The 20,743-nt window shown below is 71.5% G+C and carries 20 protein-coding genes and 1 pseudogene; 10 read left to right on the plus strand and 11 right to left on the minus strand.

Annotated elements, in window-relative coordinates:
* On the minus strand, positions 1 to 207 hold a 207-nt coding region (locus tag ACFWPS_RS28380), incomplete at its 3' end, for a DUF1905 domain-containing protein (protein WP_383709521.1).
* A gap of 74 nt (positions 208 to 281) precedes the next feature.
* Positions 282 to 665 carry a nuclear transport factor 2 family protein gene (locus ACFWPS_RS28385; protein ID WP_383709524.1) on the minus strand — a complete coding sequence of 128 codons (384 nt, stop codon included), beginning with the start codon at positions 663 to 665 and terminating at the stop codon, positions 282 to 284.
* A gap of 310 nt (positions 666 to 975) precedes the next feature.
* Between ACFWPS_RS28385 and ACFWPS_RS28390 the strand changes: the two genes are divergently transcribed.
* The 4 genes from ACFWPS_RS28390 (at position 976) to ACFWPS_RS28405 (ending at position 5,292) form a co-directional block, all read left to right on the plus strand.
* Positions 976 to 1,386 carry a hypothetical protein gene (locus tag ACFWPS_RS28390; protein WP_383709527.1) on the plus strand — a complete coding sequence of 137 codons (411 nt, stop codon included), beginning with the start codon at positions 976 to 978 and terminating at the stop codon, positions 1,384 to 1,386.
* Positions 1,387 to 1,455: 69 nt separating this feature from the next.
* Positions 1,456 to 3,795 (plus strand): FHA domain-containing protein, encoded by a 2,340-nt coding sequence (locus ACFWPS_RS28395; RefSeq protein ID WP_383709530.1) that lies wholly within the window; start codon positions 1,456 to 1,458, stop codon positions 3,793 to 3,795.
* Between the two features lie 7 nt (positions 3,796 to 3,802).
* On the plus strand, positions 3,803 to 4,351 hold the full coding sequence (locus tag ACFWPS_RS28400) for a hypothetical protein (RefSeq protein ID WP_383709533.1): 549 nt from the start codon (positions 3,803 to 3,805) through the stop codon (positions 4,349 to 4,351).
* Positions 4,351 to 5,292: a serine/threonine-protein kinase gene (locus tag ACFWPS_RS28405; RefSeq protein ID WP_383709536.1), complete on the plus strand. Its 942-nt coding sequence runs from the start codon at positions 4,351 to 4,353 to the stop codon at positions 5,290 to 5,292. Before ACFWPS_RS28400 ends, ACFWPS_RS28405 begins: the two co-directional genes overlap by 1 nt.
* Positions 5,293 to 5,317: 25 nt before the next feature.
* Here ACFWPS_RS28405 and ACFWPS_RS28410 read toward each other — a convergent pair whose 3' ends face one another.
* Entirely contained in the window at positions 5,318 to 6,607 is a 1,290-nt protein-coding gene (locus ACFWPS_RS28410) for a streptophobe family protein (protein ID WP_383709538.1), read from the minus strand.
* 155 nt (positions 6,608 to 6,762) lie between these two features.
* Between ACFWPS_RS28410 and ACFWPS_RS28415 the strand changes: the two are divergent.
* Together ACFWPS_RS28415 and ACFWPS_RS28420 are read left to right on the plus strand one after the other, a co-directional pair.
* Positions 6,763 to 8,028, plus strand: a pseudogene (locus ACFWPS_RS28415) (DUF6777 domain-containing protein); the annotation flags it as partial.
* A gap of 391 nt (positions 8,029 to 8,419) precedes the next feature.
* Complete coding sequence (locus tag ACFWPS_RS28420; protein WP_383709541.1) at positions 8,420 to 8,872, plus strand: ATP-binding protein; 453 nt, start codon at positions 8,420 to 8,422, stop codon at positions 8,870 to 8,872.
* Positions 8,873 to 8,954: 82 nt separating this feature from the next.
* On the opposite strand, the gene ACFWPS_RS28425 is transcribed toward ACFWPS_RS28420, so the two are convergent.
* Complete coding sequence (locus ACFWPS_RS28425) at positions 8,955 to 9,842, minus strand: RNA polymerase sigma factor SigF (RefSeq protein WP_383709544.1); 888 nt, start codon at positions 9,840 to 9,842, stop codon at positions 8,955 to 8,957.
* Positions 9,843 to 10,048: 206 nt separating this feature from the next.
* On the minus strand, positions 10,049 to 10,870 hold the full coding sequence (locus tag ACFWPS_RS28430) for a class I SAM-dependent methyltransferase (RefSeq protein ID WP_383709700.1): 822 nt from the start codon (positions 10,868 to 10,870) through the stop codon (positions 10,049 to 10,051).
* A 94-nt stretch (positions 10,871 to 10,964) separates the two neighbouring features.
* Between ACFWPS_RS28430 and ACFWPS_RS28435 the strand changes: the two genes are divergently transcribed.
* Positions 10,965 to 11,447, plus strand: a complete 483-nt coding sequence (locus ACFWPS_RS28435) for a VOC family protein (protein ID WP_383709546.1) — start codon at positions 10,965 to 10,967, stop codon at positions 11,445 to 11,447.
* A 60-nt stretch (positions 11,448 to 11,507) separates the two neighbouring features.
* Here the strand turns inward: ACFWPS_RS28435 and ACFWPS_RS28440 are convergent, their stop codons facing one another.
* From ACFWPS_RS28440 to ACFWPS_RS28455, 4 genes are all read right to left on the minus strand, one after another.
* Positions 11,508 to 12,392 carry a geranyl diphosphate 2-C-methyltransferase gene (locus ACFWPS_RS28440; protein WP_217551998.1) on the minus strand — a complete coding sequence of 295 codons (885 nt, stop codon included), beginning with the start codon at positions 12,390 to 12,392 and terminating at the stop codon, positions 11,508 to 11,510.
* A gap of 48 nt (positions 12,393 to 12,440) precedes the next feature.
* Entirely contained in the window at positions 12,441 to 13,493 is a 1,053-nt protein-coding gene (locus tag ACFWPS_RS28445) for a family 2 encapsulin nanocompartment cargo protein terpene cyclase (RefSeq protein ID WP_383709548.1), read from the minus strand.
* 17 nt (positions 13,494 to 13,510) lie between these two features.
* Positions 13,511 to 14,953 (minus strand): family 2B encapsulin nanocompartment shell protein, encoded by a 1,443-nt coding sequence (locus ACFWPS_RS28450; RefSeq protein WP_383709551.1) that lies wholly within the window; start codon positions 14,951 to 14,953, stop codon positions 13,511 to 13,513.
* Positions 14,954 to 15,182: 229 nt separating this feature from the next.
* Positions 15,183 to 16,190 (minus strand): zinc-binding alcohol dehydrogenase family protein, encoded by a 1,008-nt coding sequence (locus ACFWPS_RS28455; RefSeq protein WP_383709702.1) that lies wholly within the window; start codon positions 16,188 to 16,190, stop codon positions 15,183 to 15,185.
* Positions 16,191 to 16,339: 149 nt separating this feature from the next.
* Here ACFWPS_RS28455 and ACFWPS_RS28460 point away from each other — a divergent pair, with 149 nt between their 5' ends.
* Together ACFWPS_RS28460 and ACFWPS_RS28465 are read left to right on the plus strand one after the other, a co-directional pair.
* Positions 16,340 to 17,134, plus strand: coding sequence for a VOC family protein (locus ACFWPS_RS28460; RefSeq protein WP_383709553.1), 795 nt, complete (start codon positions 16,340 to 16,342; stop codon positions 17,132 to 17,134).
* A gap of 47 nt (positions 17,135 to 17,181) precedes the next feature.
* The gene (locus ACFWPS_RS28465; RefSeq protein WP_383709556.1) at positions 17,182 to 17,883 is read left to right on the plus strand and encodes a ribonuclease H; all 702 of its coding nucleotides are present in this window, start codon (positions 17,182 to 17,184) and stop codon (positions 17,881 to 17,883) included.
* A gap of 52 nt (positions 17,884 to 17,935) precedes the next feature.
* On the opposite strand, the gene ACFWPS_RS28470 is transcribed toward ACFWPS_RS28465, so the two are convergent.
* The gene (locus tag ACFWPS_RS28470) at positions 17,936 to 18,766 is read right to left on the minus strand and encodes a tyrosinase family protein (protein ID WP_383709559.1); all 831 of its coding nucleotides are present in this window, start codon (positions 18,764 to 18,766) and stop codon (positions 17,936 to 17,938) included.
* A gap of 35 nt (positions 18,767 to 18,801) precedes the next feature.
* Positions 18,802 to 19,197 carry a tyrosinase cofactor gene (locus ACFWPS_RS28475; protein WP_383709561.1) on the minus strand — a complete coding sequence of 132 codons (396 nt, stop codon included), beginning with the start codon at positions 19,195 to 19,197 and terminating at the stop codon, positions 18,802 to 18,804.
* Between the two features lie 343 nt (positions 19,198 to 19,540).
* Between ACFWPS_RS28475 and ACFWPS_RS28480 the strand changes: the two genes are divergently transcribed.
* Positions 19,541 to 20,734 carry an FAD-dependent monooxygenase gene (locus ACFWPS_RS28480; RefSeq protein WP_383709563.1) on the plus strand — a complete coding sequence of 398 codons (1,194 nt, stop codon included), beginning with the start codon at positions 19,541 to 19,543 and terminating at the stop codon, positions 20,732 to 20,734.
* Positions 20,735 to 20,743: the final 9 nt, after the last annotated feature.

A 20,743-nucleotide genomic window follows, 5' to 3' on the forward strand; every position in this document is an offset into this window, starting at 1 on the left:
CACGGGAAGCTTGTGCGTGCCGTCGCCCAGGGCCATGAAGGAACTCCGGAAGGGGTGCCCGTCGACCGTGCCGCGGATCCTGACGAGCCCCCGGGTGCCGAAGAACACGGCGGACTCGGGCCAGACCACGTAGGTCCAGCCGCCCCGGGCGGGGCTGCGGCGCAGCAGGGCGGTGAATTCCACGTCCAGATGTGCGGTCGTACTCATGACGGTCCTCCGCTCGCGGTGGTCTCTCGTTCGGGAGACCACCGCGAGCGCGGGAACTCATCGCGGACGCCGGCTCACGCCCCGGCCGGAATCCGGTCCAGGAAGCCCAGTACCCGGAGGATCCGGCCGTCCTGACTGAGCGTGACCACGTCAAAACCAGCCACCGGAGCCGAATCGTCCGCTTCGTTCACCAGCTCCCAGCCGAAGCGCGCGGTGTCGTGGTGGCCGTCGACGGCCCCGAGCGGACGGAACACGAAACCCGGGAACTGCTCGTGCGCCGCCGCGATCACGGCCGTGATCTGCGCGTGTCCGGCGACATCCGCGAGCGGGTCGGTGTAGCGGCCCTCCGGAGCCCAGGCCTCGGCGACCGCCTTGCCCAGTGTCCCCGGGTCGGTGGCGTTCCAGGCCTCGAAATAGCGGGCGGCTGCGGTCTGGTAACGGTCGGTGTTCACGGACATGGTGAATCAGCCTCCATCGAGGTCGTCACTGCTGGTCAGGGGGTGGATCGCGGCTTACGGCGATCCGTTGGCACCACCATGCCCCGGTCCGCGTGACGGGTCGATTACCCCTCGGGTAATGAAGACCTGCTGGTACAGCTCGCGCATTTCGGCCAATTCGCAAGGGGAATATGCCAAGAGACTGGCCGGAAAGGTGTGGTGACAGTGTTTCGAAAGTGAACATACTCGAATGCCAGGAGCACTTCACCGCACAGGAGCCGCACGGAAACCCGGCCGCGACGGCACCCCGGCGAGCTACGGGGGAGTGATCGTGCACGACGAATTCCTGTGCCATGTCACGGCATACGGCATGTGCGGCGGGCAACGCATCGGCGTTCCGCTGGGCACCTACCGTGCGCCGACCCTGGCACTGGCGCTGTGGTGGTTACGGGACCGGGCGTCCTGGATCGCGGAGCGGCTGGATCCCTTACCCGAGAATCCCAGGTTCCCGCGGGGGGCGCTGGTCCCGGTCGCCGACACGGTCTCCGACGTGCCCGGACTGCTGCGCGCCTGGTGTGCCGACGTGGTCCGGCAGGAACTCGTCGCCGACGAGCTGGCCGGCGGGCGGCTGGTGCGGATCGCGCTCCAGGACGACACCACGGAGTACGAGCTGCTCGCCGAGTCCATCGACGCCCTCCGGATGCAGCGCACCGTCCCGGCCCTCGTCGTCCCCGTCGCCTGACACGTGACAGCCGCCGCCCGGGCGGCCATGGCCAGGCGCACAAGTGGTCAGATCGGTAGAATTCTGGCCATGGCGGAGCGGCCGGTCGCCTCGACGGCGCCCGAACTCGTCCTGGAGACCGACACGGGATCCACGGTGATGAGTCCGGGCCGTGACTACCACGTCGGGCGTGACCCGTTGAGCGACATCGTCATCGACGATGCCCGGGTCTCGTGGCACCACGCGGTGCTGCGGCCCGACGACGGCCACTGGACGCTGGAGGACGAGCAGAGCACCAACGGCACCTACGCCGACGGCCGCCGCATCCGGGAGTGGGAGGTCGGACCCGGCACGGTGATCCGCTTCGGCAGCCCCGCCGACGGCCCGTCCGCCGTCCTGAGCGGCCGCCCGGCGCCCGCCGTGGACCGTCCTTCCGTCGTCTCCATGCCGGCCCGGACCGGCACCTTCCGGCAGCCCTCCTCGGTACGGCGGCTGCAGGCCCGCACCGTCCGCATCGGGCGCGCCACCGACAACGACGTCGTCGTCGACGACCTGATCGTCTCCCGCCACCACGCCGAACTGCGCGTCCACCCCGACGGCAGCCACGAGATCGTCGACCTCGACAGCCACAACGGCACCTACCTCAACGGCCGCGCCGTCACCCGCGCCCCGCTCGGCCCCCGCGACGTCGTCGGCATCGGCCATTCGGCGTTCTGCCTGGTCGACGGCCAGCTGCAGGAGTACGTCGACACCGGCGAGGTCTCCCTCGACGTCCAGGAGCTCACCGTCGCCGTGGACCACGGCCGGAAGATCCTGCTGGACCACGTCTCCTTCCCGGTGGGCGAGAAGTCCCTGCTCGCCGTGGTCGGACCGAGCGGCGCCGGCAAGTCCACGCTGCTCAACGCCCTCACCGGCCAGCGCCCCGCCGAGCACGGCACCGTCCTCTACGACGGCCGCGACCTCTACCGCGACTACGCCGAACTGCGCCAGCGCATCGGACTGGTCCCGCAGGACGACATCCTGCACGTCCAGCTGACCGTGCGCAGCGCCCTCACCTACGCCGCCGAACTGCGCTTCCCGGAGGACACCGCGAAGGCCGAGCGCCGACAGCGGGTCGACGAGGTCATCCGGGAACTGGGCCTCGAACAGCGGGCCGAGCAGCCCGTGCACAGCCTCTCCGGCGGGCAGCGCAAGCGGGTCAGCGTGGCCCTTGAGCTGCTGACCAAGCCGTCCCTGCTCTTCCTGGACGAGCCGACCTCCGGACTCGACCCCGGGATGGACCGCTCGGTGATGAACATGCTGCGCGGCCTCGCCGACGACGGCCGTACCGTCATCGTCGTCACCCACAGCGTGCTCAGCCTCGATGCGTGCGACCGCCTCCTGGTCCTCGCGCCGGGCGGCCGGACCGCCTACTTCGGGCCGCCCGGCGACGCCCTCGGCTTCTTCGGGTTCGACGAGTGGCCCGAGGCCTTCGAGGCGTTCGAGCGGGACACCGGCCGGGACTGGTCGGGGGAGTACCGCGCCTCGTCGTTCCACCGGAAGTACATCGTGAACTCCAGCGCGCAGCCGGTGGTGCCGCGCTCCGGGCCGGTGGCCGCCGCCCCGCCGCCGCGGCCGCGCAGCTGGGGCGCCCAGTTCTCGACGCTGGTGCGCCGCTACACGGCCGCGCTCGCCGCCGACCGGACCTTCCTGGCCATCATGATCGGGCTGCCGTTCGTGATGGGCGCCATGGCCCGGGCCGTCGCCGGCAACAAGCTCACCTTCGACACCGCGACCAACGCGCTGCTCACCCTGTGCGTGGGCGGGGTGCTGACCGGTGCGGCCAACGCCGTGCGCGAGCTGGTCAAGGAACGGGTCATCTACCAGCGAGAGAGAGCCGTCGGCCTGCCCAGATCGGCGTACGTGATGTCGAAGGTCGTCGTCCTCGGCGCGATCACAGTGCTCCAGGCGATCGTGCTCACCCAGGTGGGCCTGGCCGGCGTCGACCTCAACGCGCCCGGCGGTGACGGAGTGCTGATGCCGCCCCTGCTGGAGATCACCGTCGCCGTGGCCGTGCTCTCCTTCACCGCCATGATGCTCGGCCTGCTGATCTCCGCGCTGGTCCGCAAGGAAGAAGTCACGATGCCGCTCCTTGTGCTGCTCACCGTCGTCCAGGTGGTCTTCTGCGGGACGCTGCTGAAGCTGAACGGCGTACCCGGCCTCGAACAGGTCGCCTGGCTGGTGCCGTCGCGATGGGCGCTCGGCGCCATGGCCGGCACCGTCGAACTGCACCGGATCGTGCCCGGCACCCTCACCGCCGACCCCTTCTTCCGGCACTCGGCGGGCGTCTGGCTGCGGAACATGCTCATGCTGGTGGTGTTGTCGGTGGCCTTCGGCTGTGTGCTGTCCCGGCTGTTGCGCCGGCACGAACCGTCCGTGATGCGGAAGTAGGCGACCGATGACGACGACGCCAGGATTCCGGCCCACCCACGTCGTCCCCGGCGACGGCATGCCCGCCTGGGAGGCCCCCGACCCGGGCCGGCCCACCGTGCCGCTCGACGCGCTGCTCCCGGTCCAGCTCGTGGAACGGCGCGGCGACTGGGCGCACATCAGCTGCGCCAACGGCTGGTCCGCCTGGGTCGACGGCCGCTACCTCGTCGCCGTGCCCCAGGACCCGCCCGTCGCCGGCGACCCGCTCACCGAGGCCACCGACCCGCGCCGGCTGCTGGCCCGCGCCGCCGAGGCACTCACCGGCTACCGGGCCGCCGTCGAGGAACTGGCCGTCGGCGGCCTCGACGGCGAGTCCTTCCGCGGCCGCACCCACGGACTGCGCATCGGCGTGGTCGTCGACGGGGAGTCGATGTGGCTGTACGACCCGGCCGAGGGACGCTGGCTGTACGGCGACGGGCGGCGGCTGTCCACGTACGTCACCGACCGCGCGGAGCCGGGCGGCGACGGCCCCGGTCATGATCCGACCCGGGTGGTCACCCCCCACGGTGACCGCTGATGTCCGGCGGTGCCGGCCTGCTCTCCGAACCGGTCGGGAAGGAGGTCGCCGGCTACCTGATCGAGAGCCGGCTCGGCCGCGGCGGCATGGCCGTCGTCTACCGCGCCCACGACCTGCGCCTGGACCGCACGGTCGCACTGAAGCTGCTGGCCCCCGAACTCGCCCGCGACGACATCTTCCGGCGGCGCTTCACCCATGAGTCCCGGGCGGCCGCCGCGATCGACCACCCGCACATCGTGCCGGTCTTCGAGGCCGGCGAGACCGGCGGAGTCCTCTATATCGCCATGCGCTACGTCGACGGCCTCGACCTGCGCCACCTCCTGGACCGCGACGGCCCGTTGGCCTTCCCGGTGGCGGTGCGGATCGCCGCCCAGGTGGCGTCCGCGCTGGACGCCGCCCACGACCACGGCCTTGTCCACCGGGACGTCAAACCCGGAAACATCCTGGTCGCACGGGGCACCGACGGCGACCACCCCGAGCACGTCTACCTCACCGACTTCGGACTCACCAAGAAGTCCCTGTCCCTGACCGGCTTCACCTCCGTCGGCCAGTTCGTCGGCACCCTCGACTACCTGGCCCCGGAGCAGATCGCCGGCCGGCTGGTCGACGGCCGCTGCGACGAGTACGGCCTCGCCTGCGTCGTCCACGAGACCCTGACGGGCCGTCCGCCGTTCGTCCGCGAGGACGACACGGCCGTGCTGTGGGCCCACCGGAACGACGAGCCGCCCGCCGTCACCGCCTCCCGTCCCGACCTCGACCGGGCCGTCGACAAGGTCTTTGCGAAGGCCCTCGCCAAGACCCCCGACGACCGCTACCCCACCTGTCTCGCCTTCGTCACCGCCCTGCGCACGGCCACGCCCGGGAACGAGCGGCCCGTGACCCGGCCGCCGCCCTGGGCGGGGCCGGTTTTCCGGTCCGGCCCGTTCTCCCGCGGCCGTTAGGGCCGGCCGAGCCCTCCGGCGGCCCTCAGGACGCCACCTCGCCCCGCCGGTGCACCGGGCGGGCCAGTAGCGCGCCCAGGAACCCGGCGACCAGGCCCCACAGCGCGCCAAGGCCCACCGCCGACCACAGCACGGGCTCAAGGAGCAACTCGCCCGACAGATTCCCGCCCAGGTCGCCGATACCGAGCAGGGAGAGGCCGTAGTGGGCGGAGATCCGGCCGGTCAGGCACAGGGCCGGCATCGTCAGCGCGAGGGCGACCGCCAGATGCAGGGCGTGCTGCCAGGCGCGGATCCGGGCCGGGGAGCGGGCCGCCATCAGGAACGCGGCCGCCAGCAGCAGCACCGCCGCCACCCAGGCCAGCCACCACCAGCGGCCGTCGTGGGCGGTGACGGTGCGCAGGTTCAGCGTCGAGACGTCCGGCGTGTGCAGCACCTCGGTGAGCACCTTGGGCACCGGCAGCCCGAACGGGCCGTCGACCCTGCCCTTCCAGGTGGCGCCGAGCCCGAGCGTGAGGGCCAGCCAGGCCAGGTTGGGCAGCCCGAGCAGGATCACCGCGAGGGTCTCCCTGGCATGCCCGCGGGTGACCATCGTGACCAGGGCGATCACCAGGGCCAGCACGACGTACGCCAGTACGAGCACGACCATCGCGTACGCCGCCGGGCGCACCGAGGCCTGGAAGCGCAGCAGGCGCCCCGGCAGCGGCGCCCCGCGCGACACCAGCAGCGCCAGCAGCAGGACCCCCGCCAGCCACAGCAGCCCGAACACGGCCGTCAGCGGCACGTCCGTCGTGAAGCCCGCCTTCGGTGCCGCGGCGAGTGCGTCGGTGAGATCACTGAGCACACCGCTGCCCACGTCCACCGCGAAGGTGTGCCGGGCGCCGAACGCGAGGCCGATCAGCGCGAGCAGCCACAGCACGGCGATCCGGGCCGCCCACCCTGCCAGTTCCCCGGCCCCGGCCACCGCCCGGTGGCGCAGCGGCCGCAGGAAGCCCCCGGCCGCGACCAGCGCCCCGACCAGCGTCACCGACAGCGGTACGACCGTCAGTCCGGCGTTCGTCCGGGCCAGTTCGCCCGCGTCCCCCGACAGCTCGACGGTGCCGCCGACCGCCGTCACCACGGTCGCCAGGACCACCGGCGGGAACGCGCCCTTCGGCAGGTCCGCCGCGCCCGCCGCCCACAGCCCCACCGCGGCCACCACGAGCATGGCGGCCAAGGCGGCCAGCAGCACGGCCAGGGCCTGCAGCCAGCCGTGCCGGGCCGGGGGCCGGCCGGCCGGCGTGGCCACCGGCCGCTCGGAGGCGATTTCGGGGCGCACGTTGTCACGCTAGGCAGGGCCCGGCGGCCCCGCCCGCCGGGTGGTCCGTCCGCGTCGGCTTGCGGACGTCACCGGACCGGCGCACATTGGGCTCGATGTGCCCTAAATGAGGCATTTTTTACGAATGCCGTTTATCGCACCGGGGAGATGAGCGCGTGAGCGTTGAACCGCCGTCGTCCGGCCGTCCCACAGGACCTCCCTCCGGCCCTCTGTCCGGGCCCTCCGGGCCGCCCCCAGGACCCCCCTCGCAGCCGCCCGGAGGCGGTGGCAGTGAGGGCGGGGAGCCGCACCAGCCGTGGTGGAGGTCGGTGCCCCGGGTCGCGACGCTCACCACCGCCGTGGTGGTGGCCGCGGCCCTGGCCCTGGTTCTCACCCGTTCGGGCGGTAGCTCCGGGAAACGCGGCGAGGTCTTCCTCCAGGCCGCCAACAGCTCCGGCCAGGACCCGTTCACCGAGTCCACCGCCAAGAAGACCACCGCCGCGGCGGTGTCCGCGGCCCCTACCGCGTCGGCCGCGTCCGCGGGGCCGGCGAACGAGGTGCGCGGTGTCGACGGCGGAGCGCCCGGCCTCTACAGCGGCACGAAGAACAGCGCCAGCTGCGACGTCGAGCAACAGGTCAGGTACTTCCAGGCCTCGCCCTCCCGCAACAGGGCGTTCGCCTCGCAGGTCGGCGTCCAGCCGTCCGGCGTCCCCGCCTATCTGCGCTCCCTCACCCCGGTGCAGCTGCGCGCGGACACCCGGGTCACCAACCACGGTTACCGCGACGGCAAGACGACCGCCTACCAGTCAGTCCTCCAGGCGGGAACCGCCGTCCTGGTCGACGGGCACGGCGTGCCCCGGGTGCGGTGCGCCTGCGGCAACCCGCTGGCCCCGCCGGTCGCGCAGCAGACCACCCCGAAGACCACCGGAACCGCCTGGGCCGCCTACCGGCCCTCGAACGTGGTCGTCGTCGCGCCGGCCGCGCAGATCGTCAAGGTCTTCGTCGTCTTCGACCACGAGCGCGACGACTGGTTCGGCCGCCACCGGGGCGACCACACCGGACACGACGACCGCCCGGCCAGACCCCCGGTCAATCCGAACCCCATGAACCCGCCGGCCCAGCACGGCTGCCCGCCCGCGTCCGGGAAGCCGGGGTCACCCGGCACCACACCGTGCCCGCCGGTCTCGTCCGGCCCGTCGACGCCGCCCGGCCCGGGGAACGGCTCCAAGTCCCCGCCGTCGAACTCGCCGTCATCGAACTCCCCGTCCTCGCAGTCGCCGTCTTCGAAGCCGCCCTCGTCCGAGCCGCCGTCTTCGAAGCCGCCGTCCTCGGAGTCCCCGAAGTCCGAGTCCCCGAAGCCCGAGTCGCCCCGGAGCGAGTCCCCGAAGACCGAGAGCGAGTCCCCCCGTACGGAGTCCCCGAAGAACGAATCGCCGGCGTCGCAGCCTCCGAAGTCGCAGGGGCCGGCCTCCGAGCAGCCGTCCTCGGCGCCACCGGCGTCCCCGGCGTCCCCGGCGTCCCCGGCGTCCCCGGCGTCCCCGGCGTCCCCGGCGTCCCCGGCGTCGCCCGGCCCCGAGTCCGCGGTGTCCTCCGCCGCCCCGGCCTCCTCGGCCCAGCAGGCACCGCCCAGTTCGGCGGCCCCGGGGCCGGGTACCCGGTCGGTCGAGACCTCCGCGCCCCCGGAACCCGAGGGCCCTGCCTCGCCGGCGCTGTGACCAGCGCGACCTGATTTGTGCGCGTTCGGCGAACACGCGCAGGGACTGTCGGACGGCACTCGGGGTACGAGCATGGATGCAACAGCGACCGGCCGGGCCGGCCTCCTGGAGAGAACGCATGATCGAACACCTGGGCGGGGCAGTGATACCGACTGGCTTCGACGTACCCGTGGAGCCGCTGAGACGAGCGGCGCACTACACCGGCGAGCCCGGCTGCATCGCCGAGGCGCGGGACTTCGCGGCCCGCTTCCTGGAGCAGCTCAGGACCGAGTGGTGTGCCGCGATCGACCCCCGGGCCGACGGCGAGCTGCTCCTCGTGGTGAGCGAGCTGGTCACCAACGCGGACCGGCACAGCAACGGCCCGTACATCCTCGAACTGGAGGGCACGGACAGCGCGGTACTGGTCTCCGTGTACGACAGCAGCGTCGCGCTGCCCCGGCGCTTCCCCAAGGACCCGGAGCGGGTCGGCCGGCACGGGCTGGAGATCGTGCACGCCCTGGCCGCGGAGGTGAGCGCCGAACGGGTACCGGTCGGCAAGCGGGTGCGCGCTCTGGTGCGCTTCCCCGGGTGATTCACGGGATGCCGGGCCCCGGGTGAGTCGCCGCGGGCGCCGCCCCGCATGCCGGTGCGGGACAGCGCCCGGGATCCCGCCGTCAGGCGCAGCCGAGCTCGCCCAGCATCCCCTGGCGCAGCCGCGCGATGATCCGCTTGATCAGGCGGGAGACGTGCATCTGGGAGCAGCCGAGCCGCTCGCCGATCTCCGCCTGGGTGGCCTCCGCCACGAACCGCAGATGGATGATCTCCCGGTCCCGTTCGCTCAGCTCGGCCATCAGCGGGGCCAGCGACTGGAAGTCCTCGACGAGCCGCAGCCCGACCTCCTCGACGCCGATGAAGTCGGCCAGCACCGCCTCGCCGTCCTCCGGGCCGTCCCCGGTCAGCGCGGCGTCCAGGGAGGAGGAGTTGTAGCCGTTGGAGGCCAGCTGGCCCTCGACCACCTCGTCCTCGGACAGGTTCATGAGCGTGGCGAGCTCGGCGACGGTCGGTTCCCGGTCCAGGCGGCTGGAGAGCTCCTCGCGTGCCTTGGCCAGCTCCACGCGCAGCTCCTGGAGCCGGCGCGGTACGTGCACCGCCCAGGTGGTGTCACGGAAGAACCGCTTGATCTCGCCCACGATGTACGGCAGCGCGAAGGAGGTGAACTCGACCTCGCGCGACAGCTCGAACCGGTCGATGGCCTTGATCAGGCCGATCATCCCGGTCTGGACGATGTCCTCCATGTCGTCGCCGCGGTTGCGGAACCGTCCGGCCGCGAACCGCACCAGCGACATGTTCATCTCGATGAGCGTGTTGCGGGCGTACTGGTACTCGGGCGTGCCCTCCTCCAGCTCACCGAGCCGCTGGAAGAACTGACGCGACAGCTGGCGTGCGTCGCGCGGGGCGACGGTCCTCGGGTCCTCGATTCCTGGCAGTGCCCCCTCCGGCGTCCACGCTTCGACGGGGTGAGCGGTGTTCACTGCTTCCGACCGGATCCCGGCGGTATTCATTACCTCTCCCAGGTCACTCATGTTTCGGCGGCTGCCTCTTCGGCCGGTGTCGGTCCGGCCCTGTCCAGGTGTCGCCCTGGCCCGGGTACCCGGAGCCGGACGTCTCATGCGTGCCTCGACGCTCGGGTACCCGGGGTGACGCGACGCATGCGCCCTGTCCCCGGGCGTGGCCGAAAACAGTTGGTGACGATCCGTGGACGAGGGGCCTACGCTCCGACGCGCACCGCCGTGATCAGCTCGTGCCAGTACCGCTTGGTGACGACACCGTCGTACCGGGAGCCGATCAGTTCGCGGATGCTCGCGAGCAGCCCGTTCCGGGCGGTCTCCGGGAGCGCTCGGTGGTTCGAGTAGGTGAGCAGCACGTCGATGTACTGGTCGGTGGTGTACGTGATCTCCTGGGCGTGGCCGTGCACGGAGACGCCGGTGAAGTACGGGGAGCCGGTGAACTCGGTCGTGTCGGTCGCGAGGTCGGACTCGCGGGTCTGGCGCAGACCGGGCGGGGTGGCCGGATCCCAGCGCTCGTAGCACTCCTGGACCTCGGCGAAGAAGTCCTCGGTGCCGCCCGCCACATGGTGGGTGCCGATGACGCCGAGCAGCCCGCCGGGGCGCAGCGCCCGGGCCGCCTTCGGCATCCGGACCGCCGGGTCGAGCCAGTGGAAGGCGGTCGCGCAGACCACCGCGTCGAACGGCTCCGGCGGCAGCTCCCACTGTTCGAAGGCCGCGACCACCACGTCCACCCCGGGGAACGCCGCCAGTTGCCGACGGGCCACGGCGGCCATGTTCGGGCCGATCTCCACGGCGGTGATCGAGCAGCCGGAGCGGGCCAGATCGACGGTGAGCTTGCCGGTGCCCGCGGCGATCTCCAGTACCCGGACACCCGGCCCGGCCCCCGCGACCCGGACCAGCTCCTCGACGAGCGAGGCCGGGTAGCGGGGCCGGGCCCGTTCGTACAGCTCGGCGTCCTGGTCGAAGATGTCCCGCAACTTCGGTTCTTTCACCCTGAATTCCAGTGCGTCCACGCAGGGCAGAATGCCGCTGCCCGTTTCGCGGGGCCAGCGATTAGTTTCCTGGCAGGCGGGGGTCGGTACACATGACCGCGTTCCCCGCTCCCAGGAGGTGCTCATGACCACCGACGGATTCACCACGTGTCTCTGGTTCGACGGGCAGGCCGAGGAGGCCGCCCACTACTACGTGTCGATCTTCAAGAACTCCAGCATCGGGAAGGTCGGCCGGTACAACGAGGCCGGGCCGGGGGAGGCGGGGTCCGTGCTGGCCGTCGACTTCACGGCCAACGGGCAGAAGTTCGTCGCCATCAACGGCGGCCCGCAGTTCAAGTTCACCGAGGCGATCTCGTTCCAGATCTACTGCGCCGGGCAGGAGGAGGTCGACCACTACTGGGCCAAGCTCACCGAGAACGGCGGCGCACCTGGCCCGTGCGGCTGGCTCAAGGACAGGTACGGCGTGTCCTGGCAGGTGATCCCGGACGGGCTGATCGAGATGATCGGCGACGCCGACCCGGAGAAGGCCGCGCGCACCACCCGGGCCATGTACGGCATGGGCAAGCTCGACATCGCCGCGCTGCGCAAGGCGTACACGGGGGAGTGAGCCGTACGGGGACGGGGGCGGTGTCCGCGGACACCGCCCCCTCGTGGACCCGCCGCCGGATCAGACCCGGTCGGCCACGATCAGCAGGTACTGGAAGCTGCCGTTCTTGTACGCGGTGAGGAACGCGTCCTCGATCCCCGTCACCAGATGGTCGGCCTGCTTGCGCAGTTCCCAGTACGGGATCGTCGCCGCGGTGAGATCCTCCACGTGGACCGGCACCAGCCGGTTGGCGGCCATCGCCCGGAAGTACTCCGACCTCGGGTGGATGTCGCAGATGTAGTGCGCGTTGATCAGGGACACCTCGCGGGACGCCTGTCCGTAGGCGTTGTTGTAGCAGCCGGTGATCGTCACATAGCGTCCGCCGCGGCGCAGCAGCCGGGCGTGCTCGGCGAACAGCAGCTCCAGCTCGACGTACATCGTGGACTCGTTGTTCCACGAGGCCGCGTACGCGCCCGTCTCGAAGCCGGTGTCCAGCATGTTCCGGTGGTGGTAGCGGACCTTGTCGCCGACCTCCCGCTTGCGGGCCATCTCGTTGGCGAAGTCGGCCTGCTTGGCGGAGATGGTCACCCCGTCCGAGTGGCAGCCGTAGCGCAGGTTCGCCACGATGCTGCCGCCGCCGCGGCCGCAGCCCGCGTCGAAGACCCGGTCGGCCGGTGTGAGGGCGCCGAGATGGGAGGCGAGCAGCTCGGCCTGAGCGTGTTCCAGGCGGTGCAGCTCACCGGTGACGCGCTCCTTGCGCAGCGCCGGGTCGGGCTCGTCGAGCACCGACCAGTCGGCCTCACCGATGCCGTAGTGGTGGTGGTAGAGGTCGTCGATCTTTCCGAGTTCGAGGTTGACCGGGTTCTCCTCGGCGTTCCAGTACTCCGCGACGCTGTTCTGGTACCTGGACTGGGTCGGCACCGGGGCTGACGTGGTGGTCTTCCGAGCGACAGGGGCGGTCGTCAACAGTTGCTCCTCGAAGTGTCTCTGACGGTGTTTCGGATTGGCTCGTGGCTACCAGTAGTCGGGCAGGTGGTAGCGGTTGGTGTTGGTGGCGTGCCACTCGTGGTTGCCGGCGACCCAGGCGGCCAGCCCCTCGGCGTAGCGCGCGACCAGCGGCGAGGTGGCGGCCAGCGCGGCCGACTCCTCCTCGAAGGCCTCCATGATCCGGTTGTGGATGCCGACGGACTTCAGATAGGCCGCCTTCAGCCCGCGCCGGTCGTTGGCGGCCACCACCTGCGGCAGGTTCAGGTGGTCCGGGTCGCTCGCCAGCTCCTTGGTGAAGGAGTACAGGTCGTTCATGATCGTGGTGGCGTTGCAGGCGAGGGCCGTGAGGCGCTGGATCTCCGGGCGGGAGTAGATCTGCTCGGGCAGTTCGTAGCCGTCCACCGCGTCGACGAGCGACAGACAGGGCCGGAAGTTGTTGAACTGCCGCATCACCAGGTACTCCCAGACCCGCGGCACGTACCCGGTCTCCATCCACGCGGCCTCGCCGAGATAGCCCATGTGCAGCCGGGCCATGTCGTGCACGAACCGGGCCGTCTGGCTGGGCGTGGCGAAACCCGCGTAGTCCGCGAGGGCGTGGTGGTACGAGCGCAACGGGCCGTCCGCCCGGATCCCCTCGCGCCACTCCTCCTCGAGCTCCGGGATGCCGTGGAAGGGGTCGAGCGCCGACTGGGCGATGATCAGCGGGCCGCCGAGACCCCGCCGGGATCCGCCCCGCCCCTCGTCCTCCTCGCAGTAGCAGGAGTCCACGATGTTCTCGGCGAGCAGCAGCTTGCCGGCGGCGGTGAGCCGGTCCAGGTCGAGTCCGCCCGGATGCTGGAGGACGACGGCCCGGCCGAACTGGAAGTCGGAGAAGTCCCCCTTCCAGGCCGCGGGGAACAGGTCAAGGTCGCGGGCCCAGGCCTCGAGGCGGCGGTCGAGCTCCGCTGCCTTCTCCGGGTCGGCGGGCACGGCCGGCCGGTAGTGCAGTCCGGGGACCGCCCCGGTGCGTTTGGCCGGGCGCAGCCGCTCCGCGATGTTCGGCGGTCCCGGCAGGGCGTAGGAGGTGGTGGTTGTGCTCATGGATGTGCTCCAGGCCGTCAGTCGGCGGTGCGGCCGAGCTGGACGTTCTCCAGGATCCCGGCCGCGTCGGGGACCAGGACGGCGAGCGAGTAGTAGGCGGTGACCAGGTAGTTGATGACGGCCTGCTCGTTGACGCCCATGAAGCGGACGTTCAGGCCGGGCTGGAACTCCTCGGGGATACCGGTCTGGTAGAGGCCGATGACCCCCTGGTCGGCCTCGCCGGTGCGCAGCGCGATGATGCTGCTGGTGTGGTCGTCGCTGATCGGGATCTTGCTGCAGGGGTAGATCGGGACCCCGCGCCAGGCCGGGATCTCGTGCCCGTCGACGTTGGTGGACGGGGGCACGAGGCCGCGCCGGTTGCACTGCCGGAAGAAGGCCGCGATCGCCTTGGGGTGGGCCAGGATCACCTTGGTCTTGCGGCGCATGGAGATCAGTTCGTCCATGTCGTCCGGGGTCGGCGGACCGGTGAAGGAGCTGATCCGCTGCCCGTAGTCGATGTTGTGCAGGAGCCCGAACTCCCGGTTGTTGACCAGCTCCCACTCCTGGCGCTCGCGGATCTCCTCGACCGTGAGGCGCAGCTGCTGCTGGGTCTGGTCCATCGGGTGGTTGTAGAGGTCGGCGACCCGGGAGTGCACCCGCAGCACGGTCTGGGTGAGCGACAACTCGTACTCGCGCGGCGCGAGTTCGTAGTCCACGAAGCCGCCCTGCAGGGTCGGCTCGCCGGTGTGGCCGGCCTGCACCGGCACCTCGGCCTCGCCCTTGCGGTTCATCGGCAGCCGCTGCCGGTCGACATAGGCCTGCAGATGGGCACCGAGCGACGGAATCCGGTCCATGATCTCCTCGGCGACCGTCCAGGGCAGCGCCATCACCACGCCCGCCGTCTCCGCCCGGACCGAGGTGAGCCACAGCGGATCGGTCTGGCCGACCGCCTCGTCGCCCATCTGGTCGCCGTCGGTGACGACCCCGACGACCTCCTCCTCGCCGTACTTGCCGGCCGCGTACCGGATGAACCGGCCGTGCACCACCAGGTAGGTCTCGGTGACCGGCTGCCCCGCCTCGAACAGCACCTGCCCGGCGCGCACCTCGCGGGGCTGGAACCGGCCGGCGATCTCGGTCAGCGCGTCCAGGTCGTCGTAGCCGCGCAGGATCGGCAGTTCGGTGAGGGTCTGCGCGATGACCCGGATGTCGTCCCCGCCGTTGTGCTCGAAGCTCACCCGGCCCCGCCCGGTACGCAGCTGGAGGCGCCGGTTGACCCGGTAGGTGCCGCCCTTGACGTCCACCCACGGCAGTGTCTTCAGCAGCCACCGGGAGGTGATGGCCTGCATCTGCGGTTCGGACTTGGTGGTCGTGGCGAGCTGGCGTGCCGCCCGGGTGCTCAGGCTGGTGAGCTGCCCGTCGGCGGTCGGATCCGGCTCGGGCTCGTCGACGGCGGAACCGATGACGCTGTCCGGTGTGGACACATTCCCTCCAGCAGAGCGGTGAACAACGGTGACCCGAAAGGTCGGTGGTGTGCGAGGTGGTGGTGCGCACCGACAAGCCAAACAGCCGTAGTGATCTACGGGTACGGCGCGAAAGGGGCGGTTGCATGCCTTAGTTGCGCAAACCTGGTGTTCGGGGTGGAAAGGGTGGTGTTTCTCGAGTGTGCGCCGGTCGCCCGCTCTCGTGCCCGGGCCGTGTCGGGGGTTGGGCTCAGGAAAGGTCGTTCACCAGCACCGCGGCCCCGTCGAAGCGCCCGGCCTTGAGGTCCCGCAGCGCCCGCGGGGCCTCCGACAGCGGATAGGTGTGGGTGGTCGCGTGCACGCCGTGCCGCTCGGCGAGGGCGAGGAACTCCCGCCCGTCGGCACGGGTGTTGGAGGTGACGCTGCGCAGCTCCCGCTCATAGAACAGCTCGCGCTCGTAGTTCAACGGCGGTACGTCGCTGAGGTGGATGCCCGCGACCGCCAGCACCCCGCCCCGGTCCAGGGCACGCAGCGCGACCGGCACCAGGTCGCCGGCCGGCGCGAACAGGATCGCGCTGTCCAGCGGCTCGGGCGGCGCCTCGTAGGCATCCCGCGCCGAGGCCGCGCCCAGCTCCGCGGCCAGCCGCCGTGCCTCGGCACCCCGCGTGAGTACATGCACCCGCGCGCCCTCGGCGAGCGCCACCTGCGCACACAGGTGGGCGCTGCCCCCGAAGCCGTACAGACCGAGCCGTCCGCCCGGTGGGAGCGAGGCCCGGCACAGCGCGCGGTAGCCGATGATCCCGGCGCACAGCAGCGGGGCGAGCGCGGCGTCGTCGAGGGCGCCGGGCAGCCGGTAGGCGAAGGCGGCCGGCACGGTCGTGTACTCCGCGTAACCGCCGTCGGCGTCCCAGCCGGTGTACTCCGAGTGCGGGCACAGGTTCTCGGCGCCCCGCCGGCAGTAGGCGCACTCCCCGTCCGTGCGCCGCAGCCAGGCCACCCCGACCCGGTCGCCGGCTGCGAAGTCCGCCACCTCGGCGCCGGTCCCCGCGACCGTGCCGACCACCTCGTGCCCCGGAGTCACCCCGGACCGGTGCACCGGCAGATCCCCCTCGGTGACATGCAGATCGGTACGGCACACCCCGCACGCCCGCACCCGCACCAGCAACTCGTCCGCCCCGGGCACCGGCACCGGCCGTTCGACCAGCCGCAGCGGATCCGCCTCGACCGGCCCGGGCCGCTCCACCGACCACGCCCTCATCACGTCCGCCATACCGCGCCCCGTCCGCCGAAGGCCGCCGACTCCCTTCCTCAGTGTCCGCCGGAGTCCGGCGTTCGGCGCGCGGGCGGACCTCCCGGTGACTAGCGTGAGGAACCGGGAGAACCCGCTCGATCGGAAGGGCCGCGGCGATGGCGGTACAACCTGAAGGAACCCCCTGTTGGGCCGACGCGATGTTCAGTGACCTGGAGGGGGCCAAGAGCTTCTACGGCGAGGTCCTCGGCTGGACCTTCGGCGAGTCGTCCTCGGAGTACGGCAACTACACCCAGGCCTACGCGAACGGCAAGGCCGTCGCCGCCGTCGTACCGCCCATGCCCGGTCAGGAGGGGCAGTCGCAGTGGTGCCTCTACTTGGCCTCGCCGGACGCGGCGGCGGCCGCCGCGAGGATCCGGGAGAACGGCGGCGAGGTGCTGATGGAGCCGATGCAGGTCGGCGACTTCGGCACGATGTGCCTGGCCCGTGAGCCCAGCGGCGCGGTGTTCGGCATCTGGCAGGGCGGTGTCCACGAGGGCTTCGAGGCCACGGCCGTGCCCGGCGCCTACTGCTGGGCGGAGGTCTTCACCCGCGAACCCGAGAAGGCCGACCCCTTCTTCGCGGCCGTCTTCCCGTACACGGTCCGGCAGATCGAGGACAGCAACGTCGACTTCCGCACGTTCAACCTCCGTGAGCAGCCCGTCCTCGGCCGGATGCGGATGACCGACGACTTCCCGCCCGAGGTGCCCTCGTACGTGAACGTGTACTTCACCGTCGCCGACTGCGACGAGGCCGCCGCCAAGGCGACGAAGCTCGGCGCGGTGCTCCGCTTCGGGCCGATGACCAGCCCCTTCGGCCGGTTCGCGGCGCTCAGCGACCCGCAGGGCGCAAACTTCTCGGTGATCGACGTCACGACCACCGAAGGCGAGATGCCGCCGAGTACGGAGCTCTGACCAGGGAGGATCCCGGGCCACGGCCGGGCACCCCGCCCGGCCGTGGCATGATCGGGGCCATGCGTGAACGAGTGGTGGCCGCGTGCGACGGGGCTTCTAAGGGAAACCCGGGACCGGCCGGCTGGGCCTGGGTGGTGTCCGACGACGCGGCGACTCCGGCCCGCTGGGAGGCCGGGCCGCTCGGTAAGGCCACCAACAACGTGGCCGAACTGACCGCCCTGGAGCGGCTGCTGACGGCCGTCGCGCCGGACGTGCCGCTCGAGGTGCGGATGGACTCGCAGTACGCGATGAAGGCCGTCACCACCTGGCTGCCCGGCTGGAAACGCAACGGCTGGAAGACCTCCGGGGGCAAGCCGGTCGCCAACCAGGATCTGGTCGTCCGCATCGACGAACTCCTCGACGGCCGCACGGTCGACTTCCGGTACGTCCCCGCTCACCAGGTCGACGGCGACCCGCTGAACGACTTCGCCGACCGCGCGGCCAGCCAGGCGGCCGTGGTCCAGGAGGCCGCGGGCAGCGCCCTGGGCTCCCCGGAACCGCCGCCGTCCCAGGCGACCGCCGCCTCCGCCGCGGCTCCGCGCCGCAAGGCGGCGCCCCGCAAGAGCGCGGCGGGCGGCTCCTCGTCCCGCACCCTCAAGGCGAAGTTCCCCGGCCGCTGCCTGTGCGGCCGCTCCTACGCGGCCGGTGAGTCCATCGCCAAGAACGCGCAGGGCTGGGGCCACCCGGAGTGCCGCACGGCAGAGGCCTGACGCGGCGGCCTGGCGCGGCGGCGTGGCGCAGACGCCTGATGCAGCGTCCTGATCAGGCCTCCAGGGTGTCGAACGTGTAGAACCTCGTGTGGTCGAGCAGGTCCGCCGGCCGCACGTTGTGCCACGGCTTCATCGTCTCGTCCAGGTCCACCACGTCCGGCGTGCCACCGCCCGGCACATAGGCCGCCTCCGGGTGCCGGCGCTGCCAGCGGGCCCAGAGCTTGTCGATGAAGGCGTGGTGCAGCCAGAACACCGGGTCGTTGGGGGAGACCCCGGTGGCCATCTGCCCGCCCACCCAGACGTGGACCCTGTTGTGCAGGTTGACCCCGCGCCAGCCCTCCAGATGGTTCCGGAAGCCGTCCGAGGCGCTGTTCCAGGGCGCCATGTCGTACGTCGCCATGGACAGCACCGAGTCGACCTCGGCCCCGGTCGGCAGCTCGCGTACGCTCGTCCCGAGCGACCTGCGCAGATAAGTACGGCCGTCCACACGGACGTTGACCGGCCAGTTCCCGCCGGCCGCGGCGAACGGCCCGTCCGTCACCCGCCCGTCCGAACTGCGCCCGGTACCGCCGAGGAAGTCCGGCGCCCACAGCGCGGCACGGACGGTCCGGTCGGCGCTCCAGTCCCAGTAGGGAAGCGCGACGGAGGAGTCCACCGACTGGAGGGCCTGCTCGAAGTCGAGCAGGAACCTGCGGTGCCAGGGCAGGAACGACGGCGAACGGTGGCCGGTGCGCTCCGAGTCGTCGGTGTCGGACATGATGAAGGCGTTGTGCGTGCGCACGAAGTCGTCGTAACGCCCGCTGCGCTTCAGCTCGATGACGGCGGCGACGAACCGCCGCTTCTCGTCGGCGGTCAGACTGGCCTGGTTCTTGCGTACGGTCATGTGCGGGGTGCTCCTGGTGCGGTCTGGCAGGGCGGTCAGTTGGCGGGGAACGGCAGCAGTGCGGCGCCCTGCAGCTCGTCGACCGCGGCGCGGGCGGCGGCGCGCGGGGTGGCGACCGGGTCGTAGTGGCTGACCACGCTGATCCAGCTGCCGTCGGCGTTCCGCATCACGTGCAGTTCGACCCCGTCCACGAACACCGCGTATCCGGTGCCGTGTCCGTGGTGGTGACCGCCCATGCCCTCCGTTCCGTCCATGCCGGACGGCCGGCCCTGTATCCGGCGGCCCCGGTAGACCTCGTCGAAGGGTTCGAGTGATCCCCCGTGCGTGTGGCCGGTGGCCGAGGCGCCGGGTGCGACGAGGGTCTGGACACCGGCCGCGGCGGCGAGGGCGGCCGCCGCGGTGAGTGCGCGACGACGGGTGAGTTCGGGCATGCGGATGCTCCTGTGACGGGTGCGGGTGATGACCCTGTATGCCTATCCGCCGGTTCCGGAGCGGGAGAAATCGCCCGGATCGGGTTGGCCACGATCAGGACAATTGACTACATGTCATACAAGATTGAACGAAGATGATCTTGTCGTGGCGATGGCTCCGCCGGACCCGGAACGGGGAATTCCTTGCTCGGGCGGGCGGCTTTGCGGTGATCTTTCGCGGCCGTCCGCCGTCCGGGTGGCGTGGCTCACCGCGCAAAAGTGGCGCGATTCGAAAACCCGGCCGGGTGTCTTCGCGCTGCTACCCTCCGGTTCCAATTGACCACGTTCGGTGAATCCCAGGGGTGTGTACGTGAAGGTCGTCTGCGTCGGAGGCGGGCCCGCCGGCCTGTATCTCGCGATCCTGCTCAAGCGGCAGAACCCGTCCCACGACATCACCGTCCACGAACGCAACCCCGAGGGCTCCACCTACGGCTGGGGCGTCACCTACTGGCGCGCCCTGCTCGACCGGCTCCACGCGTACGACCCCGAGTCGGCGCAGGCCGTCGAGGAGAGCTCGGTGCGCTGGACCCAGGGTGTCGCCCACGTCCGCGACCAGGTGACCCGGCAGCCCGGCGACGCGGGCCACGGCATCGGCCGCCACCGCCTCCTGGAGATCCTCGCCGAACGCGCCCGCGCCCTCGGCGTCCGGCTGGAGTTCGAGGACGAGATCACCCCCGGGAACCTCCCCGAGGCCGACCTGGTCGTCGCCGCCGACGGCATCCACAGCACCCTGCGCGCCCACCATGCCGACCACTTCGGCGCGGACGTCACCGAGGGCCGCAACCACTACGTGTGGCTCGGCACCACCCAGGTCTTCGACTCCTTCACCTTCGCCTTCGCCGAGACCGAGCACGGCTGGGTCTGGTGCTACGGCTACCCGTACGACGCCGAGCACAGCACCTGCGTCATCGAGTGCGCCCCGGACACCCTCACCGGCCTCGGCCTCGACACGATGGACGAGGCCGGCCAACTGGCGATGCTGGAGAAGCTGTTCGCCGGCATCCTCGACGGCCGCCCGCTCATCGGCGGTTCCTCGGCGGCGGCCTGGCCGGCCTTCCGCACCCTCACCAACCGCACCTGGCACCACGGCAACCTCGTCCTGCTCGGCGACGCCGCGCACACCACCCACTACTCCATCGGTGCCGGCACCACCCTCGCCCTGGAGGACGCGATGTGCCTCGCCGACGCACTGCGCGAACACCCCGCGCTGCCGCAGGCCCTCGCGGCCTACGAAGGGCGGCGCAAGGCCGAACTCGTCTCCGCGCAGAGCGCGGCCCGCCTCAGCGCCCAGTGGTACGAGAACCTGCCCCGCTACATCGGCCTGCCCGCGCACCGCATGTTCGCCCTGCTCGGCCAGCGGCACTCGCCCCTGCTGCCGTACGTCCCGCCGCAGCTCTACTACGGCCTCGACAAGGCGGCCGGGCGGCTGGAGGTGCTGCGCCGGTTCAAGCGGTGGCTCGGGCCGAGGGCGGCGCGTGCCCTGCACGTCCGGTCGTAAGCGCCTGAC

The organism is Streptomyces sp. NPDC058457 (assembly GCF_042720695.1).
Lineage (GTDB): Bacteria > Actinomycetota > Actinomycetes > Streptomycetales > Streptomycetaceae > Streptomyces.

What these genes read in the sequence shown, in the direction of transcription:
- ACFWPS_RS28470 (WP_383709559.1), bottom strand. Translation starts at nt 18,766, where the DNA reads ATGACCGTACGCAAGAACCAGGCCAGTCTGACCGCCGACGAGAAGCGG.
- ACFWPS_RS28475 (WP_383709561.1), bottom strand. Translation starts at nt 19,197, where the DNA reads ATGCCCGAACTCACCCGTCGTCGCGCACTCACCGCGGCGGCCGCCCTC.
- ACFWPS_RS28455 (WP_383709702.1), bottom strand. Translation starts at nt 16,190, where the DNA reads ATGAGGGCGTGGTCGGTGGAGCGGCCCGGGCCGGTCGAGGCGGATCCG.
- ACFWPS_RS28385 (WP_383709524.1), bottom strand. Translation starts at nt 665, where the DNA reads ATGTCCGTGAACACCGACCGTTACCAGACCGCAGCCGCCCGCTATTTC.
- ACFWPS_RS28405 (WP_383709536.1), top strand. Translation starts at nt 4,351, where the DNA reads ATGTCCGGCGGTGCCGGCCTGCTCTCCGAACCGGTCGGGAAGGAGGTC.
- ACFWPS_RS28460 (WP_383709553.1), top strand. Translation starts at nt 16,340, where the DNA reads ATGGCGGTACAACCTGAAGGAACCCCCTGTTGGGCCGACGCGATGTTC.
- ACFWPS_RS28445 (WP_383709548.1), bottom strand. Translation starts at nt 13,493, where the DNA reads ATGAGCACAACCACCACCTCCTACGCCCTGCCGGGACCGCCGAACATC.
- ACFWPS_RS28465 (WP_383709556.1), top strand. Translation starts at nt 17,182, where the DNA reads ATGATCGGGGCCATGCGTGAACGAGTGGTGGCCGCGTGCGACGGGGCT.
- ACFWPS_RS28435 (WP_383709546.1), top strand. Translation starts at nt 10,965, where the DNA reads ATGACCACCGACGGATTCACCACGTGTCTCTGGTTCGACGGGCAGGCC.
- ACFWPS_RS28425 (WP_383709544.1), bottom strand. Translation starts at nt 9,842, where the DNA reads ATGAATACCGCCGGGATCCGGTCGGAAGCAGTGAACACCGCTCACCCC.
- ACFWPS_RS28420 (WP_383709541.1), top strand. Translation starts at nt 8,420, where the DNA reads ATGATCGAACACCTGGGCGGGGCAGTGATACCGACTGGCTTCGACGTA.
- ACFWPS_RS28400 (WP_383709533.1), top strand. Translation starts at nt 3,803, where the DNA reads ATGACGACGACGCCAGGATTCCGGCCCACCCACGTCGTCCCCGGCGAC.
- ACFWPS_RS28395 (WP_383709530.1), top strand. Translation starts at nt 1,456, where the DNA reads ATGGCGGAGCGGCCGGTCGCCTCGACGGCGCCCGAACTCGTCCTGGAG.